The following is a 12,012-nucleotide window of genomic DNA, read 5'->3' as shown; positions in this document are numbered from 1 at the left end:
AGCACGCGCTTCGCGGCCCCTTTTCATTTCAGAGGACGCCATGCCCGCCGCCACCGCTCCCGCCTCCGCCGCCGCCCGGCTCGAACGCCTGCCGTTCTCCGGCTATCACAAGCGGATCTTCTTCATCATCGCGATCGCGTTCTTCTTCGACTCGGTCGACCTCGGCACGATGACGTTTGTGCTCGGCTCGATCCGCAAGGAGTTCGGCCTGTCGACCGCGGCCGCCGGCCTCGTCGCGAGCGCGAGCTTCTTCGGGATGGTGCTCGGCGCGGCCGTCGCCGGCCTGCTCGCCGACCGCTTCGGCCGCCGGCCGGTATTCCAGTGGAGCATGGTGCTGTGGGGCGCGGCCTCCTACCTGTGCTCGACCGCGCAGAGCGTCGACGCGCTGATCGTCTACCGCGTGCTGCTCGGGATCGGGATGGGGATGGAATTCCCGGTCGCGCAAACATTGCTGTCCGAATTCGTGCCGACCGAGAAACGCGGCCGCCTGATCGCGCTGATGGACGGCTTCTGGCCGCTCGGCTTCATCACGGCCGGCATCGTCGCGTATTTCGTGCTGCCGCAGTTCGGCTGGCGCACGGTGTTCGCGCTGCTCGCGATTCCCGCCGTGTTCGTGCTCGTCGTGCGCCGGATCGTGCCCGAATCGCCGCGCTGGCTCGAGCATGCGGGCCGGCACACGGAAGCCGATACGGTGATGCGCACGATCGAGGCGAAGGTGATGCGCTCGGCCGGCGTCACGACGCTGCCGCCGCCGTCGCGGCTTGCGGAACCGGTCGTGGCACGCGGCCACGGCGCGCTGCGCGAGATCTGGAGCGGCGTGTATCGTCGCCGCACGGTGATGGTGTGGCTGCTGTGGTTCTTCGCGCTGCTCGGTTTCTATGGCCTCACGTCGTGGCTCGGCGCGCTGCTGCAGCAGGCCGGTTTCGAGGTCACGAAATCGGTGTTCTACACGGTGCTGATCTCGCTCGGCGGCGTGCCGGGCTTCCTGTGCGCCGCGTGGCTCGTCGAACGCTGGGGGCGCAAGCCGACCTGCATCGCGTCGCTGATCGGCGGCGGTGCGATGGCATACGCATACGGCCAGAGCGCGCTGTACGGCGGCAGCACGACGCTGCTGATCGTCACCGGCCTCGCGATGCAGTTCTTCCTGTTCGGGATGTGGGCCGCGCTGTACACGTACACGCCCGAGCTGTACGGCACGGGTGCGCGTGCGACGGGGTCGGGCTTCGCATCGGCGATCGGGCGCGTCGGCTCGCTGATCGGGCCTTATGTGGTCGGCGTCGTGCTGCCGGTGTTCGGCCAGGGCGGCGTGTTCACGCTCGGCGCGCTGTCGTTCGTCGCGGCGGCAATTGCAGTGTGGACGCTCGGTATCGAGACGAAGGGGCTCGCGCTGGAACAGCTCGCGGCAGGCGACGAAGCGGGCGGCGGCGGCCGGTATGCGGCAGCGGCCGACAAGATGTCCTGAGCGCCGAGTCGACGACCCGGGCGTGCTTTCCGGCCGGCATGGCGTTCAGCGCCATGCCGGCCGCTGCGTGAACTGACAGGATTCGCGCCCGATCACACACGACATCCCGCGCGTGCTCGCCGGCGCGATCGCGCATTGCGAGGCCGTCGCCGCGTACGCCGTGGAGGCGGCCACCCGACGACGGTCCGGCTGGCTCCGGTCAGGCGCCGGCGACGACGAACTCTTCGGCCGCCTTGCGCTGGACCGCGGCCATCACCGCCAGTTCGCGCTTGCTGCGCGCGTCGCCGGACACGACACCCGTCGCGTTCTTTGCCTTCGCACCCAGCGGGAAAAAGACAAACGACGCGCCGGCCGGGGCCTCCGGTTCCGCGCGCAAGCGTTTGTTCAGGATTTTCAGGTACTTCTTCTTCGACACTTCCTTAGCAGCCATGGCACCCTCCGCGTGAACGTGGTGGGGATCAGCATACCAGTTTTGGCACAGGGCTCCGCCGCATCGCCCGCCGGCGCGTGCATCCCCGAATATTCGTCGGAACCGATGTCGATTCGCGTCGCCGTCGCGCGTCGTGTTGTCGTAACCGATCGTTTTGCCGTCGGCGCGGCCGGCGGCGCCCCCTCATTCCCTTCAAGGAGATACGACCATGCGCGTCCTCGTAATCGTCAAGGCCACCGCCGATTCCGAATCCGGCCGGATGCCCGACCCCGAAATGATCGCCGCGATGGGCCGGTTCAACGAAGAACTGGCGAAAGCCGGCATCCTGCTCGCCGCCGACGGGCTGCACCCGAGCATGCGCGGCAAGCGCGTGCACTTTGCCGGCAGGAACCGCACCGTCATCGACGGCCCGTTCGCGGAAACGAAGGAACTCGTCGCCGGCTTCTGGCTGTGGCAGGTGAAATCGATGGAAGAAGCGGTCGAATGGGTGAAGCGCTGCCCGAACCCGATGCCCGGCGACTCCGACATCGAGATCCGCCCGCTGTTCGAGGCCGAGGATTTCAGCCCGGCATTCACGACCGAGTTGCAGGAACTGAAAGCGCGGCAGAGTGCGCAAGCGGAGGCGGCGAAACACGCGTAAGACGGGCGGCGCCGGACGGTTTCACATGACCGCCGGGCGCCGCCCTGTTTTTTGAGTGTGCGCGGCTCATGCGCGTTTGCGCGGCACCGCGAGCCGCTCGACCGCCCCGCCGGTCACGTCCCGGAACAGCCCGGCATTGCCGTACGCCCGCGCGGCAAGCATCGCGCCATAGACCAGCGCCACGAACGTCGCGGCCTCGGTCTGCACCGACACGTCCGGCTGCACGATGCCGTCTTTCACCCCTGCCTCGAGCACGCGCACCAGCCATGCGGCAAGGTCGTCGAAATGCGCCTTTACGGCCCGCGCGACTTCGTCAGGCAGCGCCGGCAGCTCCGCGCCGAGCATGCCGGCCACGCAGAACGGCGCGCTGTCGTCCGCGATGCAGCGTTCCCAGTAGCCGATGTATGCGCGCATCTGCACCAGCGCGTCGGCGCCGCTCGCGTCGAGCAGCGCCATGTCGGCATCGAATTTCGCCTGCGACTGCTGCAGCACGGCGACCGCCAGGTCCGCCTTCGTCGGGAAGTGGTGGTGAATGCTCGCCTTCCGGATGTCGATCGCGTCGGCGATGTCGGCGTAACTGAACCCGCTGTAGCCACGCCGCATGATCAGTTGCCGCCCGGCCTCGATAATGCGGCCCGCCGTACTGTCCCCCGTTACCGTCATATCTGCCTACCATCTAGTCGGATGAAAAACAGGGATAGTTTACCGCCCTGAGATACTCTTTTCCAGCCGTGATTTTTCATTGCATCTCACCCTACCTACTAGTAGGATGAGCACATCGACAGAACGAGATAGCTGTCGATATCCGACGGTTTCCTACCCTGTCTTCCTTCTGGAGAATGAAAATGAAGCGTTTTTCCCAAGTCCGCCAGATCGCCGCGGCACTCGCATTGTCCGCCGCCGCACTCGGTTCGCATGCGGCCGTCGCGGCCCCCGTCAAGAACGTCGTACTGGTTCACGGCTACTTCGCCGACGGTTCGGGCTGGCAAGCCGTCTCGAACATCCTCACGCGCGACGGCTACAAGGTTTCGGTGGTTCAGCAACCCGAAACGTCGTTCGACGACGACGTGAAGGCGACCCGGCGTGTCGTCGACGCGCAGGACGGCCCGAGCATCCTCGTCGGCCACAGCTACGGCGGCGCGGTGATCACCGAAGCCGGCAACGACGACAAGGTCGCGGGCCTCGTCTACGTGGCCGCGTTCCAGCCCGACACCGGCGAAAGCCCGCTCGACCTCACCAAGAAGACGCCGCCCGCGACGAAGGCGATCAAGGCCACCGAAGACGGCCACCTGTATTTCGACGAAGCGTCGTTCCACGCCGACTTCGCGGCCGATGTGCCGGCCGCCGAAGCGAAATTCATGGCGATCTCGCAAGTCACGCCGGCCGCGCAGTCGTTCGGCGTACCCATCACGCACGCCGCATGGCGGACGAAACCGAGCTGGGCGGTGGTCGCCTCCGCGGATCGCGCGATCAACCCCGAGCTCGAACGCTTCATGACGCAACGCGCCGGAAGCAAGACGATCGAACTCAAGTCGAGCCACGTGGCCTACATCTCGCATCCGGCCGAAGTCGCGAAGCTGATCGAACAGGCCGCCAGGGGCGCCGGCAAGGAGTGATGCAACGCATCGCCCGACTTCCCCGGTTGACGCTCCTCGCCGGGTAACGTATCGTTTTGATACGTTACCCGGCGAGCGCCTTCCATCATGCATTCCCGTTTCGACCGCTTCCGCACCACCGCGCTCGGCGCCCAGCTCGAAGCACTGATCGCTCAACCCGAGCGCTACGTCGAATTCGCGGCGCTGTCGCGCGTGGGCGTCGCCGCGATCGGCGCGATCCAGCACGAGATCGCGCTGAAATTCCCCGAAATCGAAACCGACACGACGGCCCGCCAGTTCTGCGGCGCGATGGTCGCGGACGTCATGCGCCGCCACGGCCACGACGTCGTGCAGGCGCGCGGGCGGCTCGGCGGCACGCTGTTCAGTTACGGCGCGGTGTTCAGCGCGCACCCGCAGTTGCTGCCGTTCGCCGGTGTCGTCGCCGCGCTGGCGCAACTGCCCGATCGGCTCGCCGCGTATGCGGCGCACGTGCCGGCCGCACTGCGGACGCGCCGCCCCGACGGCACGGGCTTCTCGCTCGTCGAGCATGCGTGCCACCTGCGGGATCTCGACGCGGTGTTCGCCGAACGCATCGACGCCGTACGCACGCTCGACCTGCCGGTGATCGCCTCCGTCGACGGCACCGCACTCGCCGCGCAACGCGACTATCTCGCGCAGCCGCTCGACGCGGCGGTCGCGGCGTTCCGCACGGGCCGCGCGGCGCTGTGCGCAGTCGCCGCCGCGCTCGATCCCGCGCAGCTCGCACGCTGCGGGCTGCGCGACGGCATCCGCCGCATGTCGCTCGACGAACTCGTGCGCGAACTGCTCGACCACGACCGCACGCACGTGCTCGAACTCGACGAACTGCTCGCCGAACTCGCATTGCCGCCCCTTCCTTGCCCGCCCGCGCCATGACCCAGCCCACGCCCGTCGTCTTCATTCACGGTTTCATCGGCACGCTCGACGTGCGCGGATGGAACGGCCCGCATCTCGCGCCCGACCTGCTCGGCTACGGCGCATATCGCGCGGCGCCATTCGACGCGATCTCGCTTGCCGGCCAGGTCGAGCATGTGCGCCAAACCGTCGATGCTCACTTCGGCGCGCAGCCGGTCGATGTCGTCGGTCACTCGGTCGGTGGCGCGATCGCGATGCTGTTCGCGCATGCGCACCCGGAACGCGTGCGGCGGATCGTCAACGTCGAAGGCAACTTCACGCTCGACGATGCGTTCTGGTCGGCGTCGGTCGGCCGCATGACACCCGACGAAGCCGATGCGATGCTCGACGGGCTGCGCGCCGATGCGCCCGGCTGGCTGCGCGGCGCGATCGACGCGCCGTCGCCGGCCCAGCTCGACGACGCCCGCCGCTGGCTCGCGCATCAGCCTGCATCGACGCTGCGCGCGATGGGCCGCTCCGTCGTCGCGACCACAGGCGAACCCGGCTACCTGCAGGCGCTCGCGCAGGTGTTCGAGCGTCATCCCGTCTGGCTCGTCGCCGGCGAACGCTCGCGCGCGGGCTGGCACGTGCCCGACTGGGCGCTCGCGCGCTGCGCCGGCTTCGACACGATCGCAGGCTGCGGGCACTTGATTCCGGCCGAGCGGCCGGATGCGTTTCGCGATGCAATCGGGCGCATCCTGGGCGCAGCAGGCATCTCCGGTCGTCAGGCGGGGAAAATGTCGAAACCGTATGATTCGCCGAAATTTGGTTGAAAGGCGCGGTTGCTAGAGTCACCGGAACAGGGTTTTCCCGGCGCCCGGCGCCGGACTGGGTCGACACATGCAACGATCGATGCACCTGGCACGTACCTTCTGGCTGCTTCTGCTGCTGGCCGTCACGAGCCCTGCCTTCGCGTTTCATGCGCGGGTCGTCGCGATCCCGAGCGCTGCGATGAGCGAGACACTGAAGGCGACGATCGTGCTGCCCGACGATTACGCGCGCGACAACCGCGGCAACGAACGCTATCCGGTCGTCTATCTGCTGCACGGCTCGGGCGGCGACCATACCGACTGGACGTCGAACACGCACATCGCCGCGCTCGCCGACCGCTATCACGTGATCCTCGTGATGCCCGACGGCGGGCACGAAAGCTGGTATATCGACAGCCCGTTCGATTCGGGCAGCCGCTACGAAACCTTCATCGGCGATGAAGTCGTGTCCTACGTCGACCTGCATTTCCGTACGATCGCGACGCAGCACGCGCGCGCGATCACCGGGCTCAGCATGGGCGGCTTCGGCGCACTGCGCATCGCACTCGACCGGCCCGACACGTTCGGCGCGGTCGGCAGCATCAGCGGCGCGGTCGATCCGCGCTGCTGCGCGGACGAGCCGGGCATCGACCACGTGTTCGGCGATCCCGAACGCCATTCGTCATTCTGGAACCGCAACGTGATCGTCGAAAGCGCGCGCGCGTTCGTGCGCGCCCATCTCGACCTGGCGATCGATTGCGGCCGCGACGATTCATTCGTCGGCTCGAACCGCACGCTGCACGAACGCCTGCTCGCGCTCGGCGTGCCGCACGACTATACGGAGCGGCCCGGCGGTCATACGTGGGATTACTGGGCGAATGCGATCCGCTACCAGATGCGGTTCTTCGCGACCTCGTTCCAGCATCGCGGTTACGCGTACCATCCCGCACCGGCTGTGCCGGAGATGACGCGCGCGGGCTGACGCGTACGCCGCGCGGCCCGCTGAACCCGGTGGTACGTTGCACTGGCATCGACCACCCGACACCTCCCATGCCGCGCGACAACCTGGCGGACCGCCCCGCCTTCATCGCCGTCGCGCGCGAGCGCAGATTCACGCGAGCGGCCGGGCGCTGTGCGACTTCGGTGGCGTTCGCGCTCGCATGGGTCATGAAGAACCGCATCGTCGGCTCGACGATCGCAGGGCTGCGCACCGATGCGCATCGGGACAGCGACATCGATATGCTGACGCTCGAACCCGGCCCGGACGACGAACGGTTCGTCGATGCGCTCGTGCCGCCCGGGCACACATCGACGCACGGGTATACCGATCCCGGCTATCCGGTCGAAGGCTGCAAGGTCTGAAATCTGAACGGGACGAACGAGATGCCGGGCTGCCCTGCCCGGCATGAAGAGGCGCGCGCGTCACTCGACGCGTGGATACATGGAAGCGGCGGAATCAGCTGTCGTGCGCAGTCGTATCGGCGCCGACCACGCGATCGAAGAACTCCTGCGCACGCGCCAGCTCGGCGAGCGCGCGATCGAGGCGCGACATCGCGCGCGCGTATTCGGCCGACGAACCGTCGTCGTCGCTTTCGCCGCGCACGGCGCGAAAGGCCTGATCGACGTTGCGCGTGGCTTCGACGAAGCGTTGCGCGGCCCGGGCTTCCCGCGAACAGATGTGGGTCGACATCGACACTTCTCCCTCAGGGTTGCAGTGTGAAGCACGCCGACGCCCCGTGTGCGTGGTGCGCATGTCGGCAGCGTGAACCACGACCCGTCGATCGTCGACGCATCGGCCGCCGCGCAGCGCGCTTCGAGCCGATTGTCCCTCTGCACTCGCCGCTCCGCTATGGCGAGATTGCAACAAATTCTTGCGCGACGTGCCGCGCGCGATTCGTCACGCGCGCCCGATGCGCGGATGTGCAAGGCCCGCGAACGCGGCCGCTTCGCCCGGCGACAGGTCGAACAGGTCGCCCGTGAGATCGCGCGGATGCTCGGCCGCCGGCCGGTTGCGCAAGCGCGCCACGTGCGTGGGCGCCACATACGCGGCCGCCGTTTCGATCGGCGGCACGTCGAACAGATCGCGTGTGACGCCGCGCACGGCGTCCGTCGGCGAACGGCCGCGCAAGCGCGCGACGAGTTCGACGAAACGATCGAAATCACCGGCGCGCGTCGCCTTGTTCACTTCCGCGAGATCGCGCGCCTTCAGCACGCACGGCTGGGCGAGCCGCACGAAATACGGTGCCTCGAGCTCGACCGACAGCGCGAGCGGATAGCTCTTGCCCGTCTGCTCCTTCGCTCGCCCGACGCAATCGACCACGGCCGCGCCCTGTGCGGCGCCGAGCGCCTTGCCGGTGCTCACGCTGCGCAGGTGATCGGGAAACACGCGCAATTGCGTGCCGACCGTCAGCGCGGTGGAGGACGCGCAGACGAGCGCGTAGTGCTGTTCGCGGCGCCGGCCCGACGGCAAGGTCGAGCGGCTCGCGATGAAGGTATGCGGCGGCAACGGCCGCACCTGCCCGCTCGCGTCGATCCACGCATTCCACAACAGCGCGTCCTTGCGCTCGCCCGCGCGCGGGCGCGACGCGACCGGCGAGAACAGCGCGAGCAGCGAACCCGTGCGATGCGCGGCGATCTGCGCGCTGTTGCCGAGCGGCTGGTTGATGCCCCACAGAAAACGCCCGCCCCCGAGCCGGCGCTCCCATTCCTTGCGGAGCACGACGGTCGGCAGTTCCTCGCCGGACTCGGTACCGATCTTGGTCCAGCAGAACGTGGGTGGGAGGTGTTTCAGTGTCATCAACTTTCTCGGGATACAGCCTCGCTGGTGACAGCAAGCCCATTCAACAGCCGTAACTGTATAGGTATAATGCATCGCATGGAAGCCCCGGACCAAGATTTTCCCGTACAAGACCTGTTGCGCCGCCTGCTGGCAGATACACGCTCGTCCAGCGAAATAGCGCGACTCTCCGGGGTCAGCCAGCCGACCGTATCGCGCCTGAGGCTGTCGAACGGGCATCGGCTGCGCCGCAGCGCGCCATTCAATAAGCTATGCAATTTCTACGGCGTCGATACCGAGCCATCGCGCCGCCAATACAACGACCTGTTGCGCGACGCGATCGTCGACGCGTGGGACGGATCGGACGAGCACGGCCGCGCGCTGCTGGTCGTGATCCAGGGGTTGAAGGGATTGCAGGCCAAGGCGGACGACGGATGATCGCCGGGCCGTGACGCGCGGCACATGGCGCGCGACCCGCGCGCCGCCGCTGCGGAAAGCAGGAAAGCCGGCAAGAAGGAAAAGAAGATGCCGTGCAACACCAGGCATGCGATCCGCCCGGCTTCGATCGAAGGGAATCGAGCGCTGCGCCGAACGCGTGCTCTCTCGCCACACGCCAGCAAGCAAACCTCGAGATCCGGCTTCGGAACGCCGCCGCGAAATGACAACGGACAGCGGACAGCGGCCGCACCGGTTCTCGGCAACGCCTGCGCTTCGCCTGCATTGCGTCAATGCCTTATTCGTCAAGGATGACGAATGACTTACATCATCGTTTCCCGTTTATAAAAAACACCCTGAGAAGCGATTATCTAAACTTTTTAAACCTAATCAAAAAAAGTTTGACTCGTCGTTTTCTTTCTTGTTATCTTTCCCCGCAAGAAATATCGTCGGGAAATCGAATCCGCATCAGGGAATCAACGGCCCGACAATCAACTTCCGTTTTTATTACGTTTCAAACGACAAGTAGCTGATTCGTAAGCCGCGGCACCCGCTCGCAACACACAGCTCCCGCTTCACCGGTCATCCCGTTCCGCTTCTGGCGGAAGAGGACGATGTCGACATCTCTCCCGGCTGACCGGGACATTCGATCTCGCCCGCAGCACCTCACACGAAACACGCACACCACGTCGTCGCTCGACAATGCATTGCCCGCTTATACGGATTTCATACATTGGATTCCTAATTAAGTGATAACGCAGTAAAGCATCCGCAACAGCAGATTGAAGGGAAACAGTTGGCCGGCACGCGCGCCGTTGCTGTGACGCGAGCCGGCACGACAGCGGGCCGTGCGCGGGATCGACGTTCGCGATACGCGAATCCGACACCCGGGCCGGCCTCCGATCTTGATGGTGGGAGGGGGAGGAAAGCTTATGTCGCCGTGAATCACGCCGGTCGGTCCGGTCTTGCGTCAGGTTGCATGCGCCGCCCTGCCGCTACCCGCGATCCGGGTCGCGCGCTGCACCGGTTCTTCGTCGAAATCTCGGAGCTCACAATGCAGAGAACTCAGCACGTCAATCGCACACGCTCGCAACGCTTTGCCCTCGCCGCACTGCCGCTCGCGGTAGCCGCCACGCTGGCGCCGCTGCCCGCCCAGGCCGCAACCAGCTGGGTGCCGACCCGCACCGCCGCTTTCCTGCTGTCGAATGCGCCCGCCGCGGCTGCTTCGGCCGCCTCGCAGGCCCAGCCTGCGTACTCGCTCAACAGCATCGGCACGCCGGCGCTCACCGACACGCACGTCACCCCGCTCGAACTGAGCCAGCCGCTGCATGTCACCGTGGTGCTGAAGAACCGCAACACCGACCAGCTCGACGCGTTCCTGCGCGACGTCAACCAGCCGGGCAGCGCCAACTACCGCAAGTACCTGACGCCCGCGCAGTTCAAGGCGCGCTTCGCGCCGACCGACGACCAGGTCGCGGCCGTCGTGGCCCACCTGAAGGCAAACGGCTTCAGCAACGTCACGGTGTCGGAGAACAACACGCTGGTCTCCGCCGACGGCAACGCGACCAACGCACAAAACGGCTTCCACGCGAGCATCAAGCGCTTCAACTATCGCGGCAAGCCGGTCTTCGCGAACGATTCGGCCGCGTTGATCCCGGCGTCGCTCGGCCCGGTCGTCGATGCGGTGCTCGGCCTGCAGAACGCCGCGGTGCCGCACCGCCTGCTCCACCGCTTCGCGCCGGCCGCCGCCATCGAGCCGAACAAGATCGCGAAGAACGCGGCCGCCGCGTCGCAACAAGTCGGCCACCAGCCGACCGATTTCGCGAAGATCTACGATGCGAGCGGCCTGCCCGCCGCGACCAACACCACGGTGGGCATCATCACCTGGGGCGACATGACCCAGACCATCGCCGACCTGAACACCTTCACGCAGAATGCCGGCCTGCCGACCGTCAACACGGCCGTGGTCGCGGGCGGATCGGGCACGCTGGCCGACGACGGCGATCCGGGCGAATGGGATCTCGACAGCCAGGACATCATCGGCACGTCCGGCGGCGTCAAGCAGCTGATCTTCTACTCGGCGGTGAACGGCGACAGCAACGACAGCGGCCTCACCGACGCGACGCTGACCGCGGCGTACAACAAGGCCGTGACCGACAACAAGGCGACCGTCATCAACGTGTCGCTCGGCCTCGACGAAACCGCCGCGAACTCGGACGGCTCGCTCGCCGCCGACGACGCGGTGTTCAAGCAGGCCGTCGCGCAGGGCCAGGTCTTCTCGGTCTCGGCCGGCGACGCGGGCGTCTATCAATGGTCGACGTCGCCGCAAGGCGCGCCCGGCTACATCGGCACGTACAACGGCACGTCGGTCAGGACGACGATCAACCTGTCCAAGTACAGCGTGTCGTCGCCCGCGAGTTCGCCGTATGTCGTCGCGGTCGGCGGCACGACGCTCTCGACCACCGGCACCACGACGTGGGCCGGCGAAACCGTGTGGAACGAAGGCGTCGCGTACGCGGATCTCGACAGCAACGGCAACCCGGTCGACAACGCCGTGCGGATCTGGGCGACGGGCGGCGGCGTGAGCGCGTTCGAAACCGCGCCGAGCTGGCAGACGGCCGCGCTCGGCAGCACGGTGACGAAACGCGTGGTGCCCGACGTGGCGTTCGACGCCGCGCAATCGACGGGCGCGTACATCGTCATCAACGGGCAGGCCAACCAGCTCGTCGGCGGCACGAGCCTCGCCTCGCCGATCTTCGTCGGCGGCTGGGCGCGGGTCGAATCGGCGAACAACAACAGCCTCGGCCTGCCGACGTCGGCGTTCTACCAGAACTTCCCGACCAATACGTCGCTGCTCCACGACGTCACCTCGGGCAACAACGGTTACAGCAGCCACGGCTATACCGCGAAGGCCGGCTGGGACGACGATACGGGCTTCGGCAGCCTGGACTTCGCGAAGGTCAGCGCGAGTTCGGCGAAGTAAGACCCCGGC

General features: G+C 66.9%; 13 protein-coding genes. 9 read left to right on the top strand and 4 right to left on the bottom strand.

The window, feature by feature from the left end; translation table 11 throughout:
• The first annotated feature begins 40 nt into the window (after positions 1-40).
• The gene (locus DPV79_RS32660) at positions 41-1,462 is read left to right on the top strand and encodes an MFS transporter (protein ID WP_021160315.1); all 1,422 of its coding nucleotides are present in this window, start codon (positions 41-43) and stop codon (positions 1,460-1,462) included.
• A gap of 199 nt (positions 1,463-1,661) precedes the next feature.
• Here the strand turns inward: DPV79_RS32660 and DPV79_RS32655 are convergent, their stop codons facing one another.
• Entirely contained in the window at positions 1,662-1,892 is a 231-nt protein-coding gene (locus tag DPV79_RS32655; protein WP_021160313.1) for a hypothetical protein, read from the bottom strand.
• Positions 1,893-2,100: 208 nt separating this feature from the next.
• On the opposite strand from DPV79_RS32655, the gene DPV79_RS32650 reads away from it, so the two are divergent.
• Entirely contained in the window at positions 2,101-2,532 is a 432-nt protein-coding gene (locus DPV79_RS32650) for a YciI family protein (protein ID WP_113047394.1), read from the top strand.
• Positions 2,533-2,598: 66 nt separating this feature from the next.
• On the opposite strand, the gene DPV79_RS32645 is transcribed toward DPV79_RS32650, so the two are convergent.
• Positions 2,599-3,195 (bottom strand): TetR/AcrR family transcriptional regulator, encoded by a 597-nt coding sequence (locus DPV79_RS32645; RefSeq protein ID WP_113047393.1) that lies wholly within the window; start codon positions 3,193-3,195, stop codon positions 2,599-2,601.
• Positions 3,196-3,377: 182 nt separating this feature from the next.
• On the opposite strand from DPV79_RS32645, the gene DPV79_RS32640 reads away from it, so the two are divergent.
• From DPV79_RS32640 to DPV79_RS32620, 5 genes are all read left to right on the top strand, one after another.
• The gene (locus DPV79_RS32640) at positions 3,378-4,148 is read left to right on the top strand and encodes an alpha/beta hydrolase (protein ID WP_042975586.1); all 771 of its coding nucleotides are present in this window, start codon (positions 3,378-3,380) and stop codon (positions 4,146-4,148) included.
• Between the two features lie 87 nt (positions 4,149-4,235).
• Positions 4,236-5,042, top strand: a complete 807-nt coding sequence (locus DPV79_RS32635) for a DinB family protein (RefSeq protein WP_021160308.1) — start codon at positions 4,236-4,238, stop codon at positions 5,040-5,042.
• Complete coding sequence (locus tag DPV79_RS32630) at positions 5,039-5,833, top strand: alpha/beta fold hydrolase (RefSeq protein ID WP_113047392.1); 795 nt, start codon at positions 5,039-5,041, stop codon at positions 5,831-5,833. Before DPV79_RS32635 ends, DPV79_RS32630 begins: the two co-directional genes overlap by 4 nt.
• A gap of 79 nt (positions 5,834-5,912) precedes the next feature.
• Positions 5,913-6,791: an alpha/beta hydrolase gene (locus tag DPV79_RS32625; protein WP_059552768.1), complete on the top strand. Its 879-nt coding sequence runs from the start codon at positions 5,913-5,915 to the stop codon at positions 6,789-6,791.
• Positions 6,792-6,859: 68 nt separating this feature from the next.
• Complete coding sequence (locus DPV79_RS32620; RefSeq protein WP_425267369.1) at positions 6,860-7,171, top strand: aldo-keto reductase family protein; 312 nt, start codon at positions 6,860-6,862, stop codon at positions 7,169-7,171.
• Positions 7,172-7,265: 94 nt separating this feature from the next.
• On the opposite strand, the gene DPV79_RS32615 is transcribed toward DPV79_RS32620, so the two are convergent.
• Both DPV79_RS32615 and DPV79_RS32610 read right to left on the bottom strand, forming a co-directional pair.
• Positions 7,266-7,499: a hypothetical protein gene (locus DPV79_RS32615; protein ID WP_021160304.1), complete on the bottom strand. Its 234-nt coding sequence runs from the start codon at positions 7,497-7,499 to the stop codon at positions 7,266-7,268.
• Between the two features lie 207 nt (positions 7,500-7,706).
• The gene (locus DPV79_RS32610; protein ID WP_059620307.1) at positions 7,707-8,606 is read right to left on the bottom strand and encodes a hypothetical protein; all 900 of its coding nucleotides are present in this window, start codon (positions 8,604-8,606) and stop codon (positions 7,707-7,709) included.
• 78 nt (positions 8,607-8,684) lie between these two features.
• Here DPV79_RS32610 and DPV79_RS32605 point away from each other — a divergent pair, with 78 nt between their 5' ends.
• A complete protein-coding gene (locus DPV79_RS32605; protein ID WP_021160302.1) occupies positions 8,685-9,023 on the top strand; it encodes a helix-turn-helix domain-containing protein in 339 nt (112 codons plus the stop codon).
• A gap of 1,051 nt (positions 9,024-10,074) precedes the next feature.
• Positions 10,075-12,003, top strand: coding sequence for a S53 family peptidase (locus DPV79_RS32600; protein WP_113047410.1), 1,929 nt, complete (start codon positions 10,075-10,077; stop codon positions 12,001-12,003).
• Positions 12,004-12,012 lie beyond the last annotated feature (9 nt).

It is taken from the genome of Burkholderia reimsis, assembly GCF_003294055.1.
Taxonomy (GTDB): Bacteria; Pseudomonadota; Gammaproteobacteria; order Burkholderiales; family Burkholderiaceae; genus Burkholderia; species Burkholderia cepacia.
Note: the sequence above shows the minus strand (reverse complement) of the source record. Positions and strands in the feature narration are given on the sequence as shown.

Coding starts and splice junctions, on each gene's coding strand:
- DPV79_RS32660 (WP_021160315.1), top strand. CDS start 41: ATGCCCGCCGCCACCGCTCCCGCCTCCGCCGCCGCCCGGCTCGAACGC.
- DPV79_RS32655 (WP_021160313.1), bottom strand. CDS start 1,892: ATGGCTGCTAAGGAAGTGTCGAAGAAGAAGTACCTGAAAATCCTGAAC.
- DPV79_RS32650 (WP_113047394.1), top strand. CDS start 2,101: ATGCGCGTCCTCGTAATCGTCAAGGCCACCGCCGATTCCGAATCCGGC.
- DPV79_RS32645 (WP_113047393.1), bottom strand. CDS start 3,195: ATGACGGTAACGGGGGACAGTACGGCGGGCCGCATTATCGAGGCCGGG.
- DPV79_RS32640 (WP_042975586.1), top strand. CDS start 3,378: ATGAAGCGTTTTTCCCAAGTCCGCCAGATCGCCGCGGCACTCGCATTG.
- DPV79_RS32635 (WP_021160308.1), top strand. CDS start 4,236: ATGCATTCCCGTTTCGACCGCTTCCGCACCACCGCGCTCGGCGCCCAG.
- DPV79_RS32630 (WP_113047392.1), top strand. CDS start 5,039: ATGACCCAGCCCACGCCCGTCGTCTTCATTCACGGTTTCATCGGCACG.
- DPV79_RS32625 (WP_059552768.1), top strand. CDS start 5,913: ATGCACCTGGCACGTACCTTCTGGCTGCTTCTGCTGCTGGCCGTCACG.
- DPV79_RS32620 (WP_425267369.1), top strand. CDS start 6,860: ATGCCGCGCGACAACCTGGCGGACCGCCCCGCCTTCATCGCCGTCGCG.
- DPV79_RS32615 (WP_021160304.1), bottom strand. CDS start 7,499: ATGTCGACCCACATCTGTTCGCGGGAAGCCCGGGCCGCGCAACGCTTC.
- DPV79_RS32610 (WP_059620307.1), bottom strand. CDS start 8,606: ATGACACTGAAACACCTCCCACCCACGTTCTGCTGGACCAAGATCGGT.
- DPV79_RS32605 (WP_021160302.1), top strand. CDS start 8,685: ATGGAAGCCCCGGACCAAGATTTTCCCGTACAAGACCTGTTGCGCCGC.
- DPV79_RS32600 (WP_113047410.1), top strand. CDS start 10,075: ATGCAGAGAACTCAGCACGTCAATCGCACACGCTCGCAACGCTTTGCC.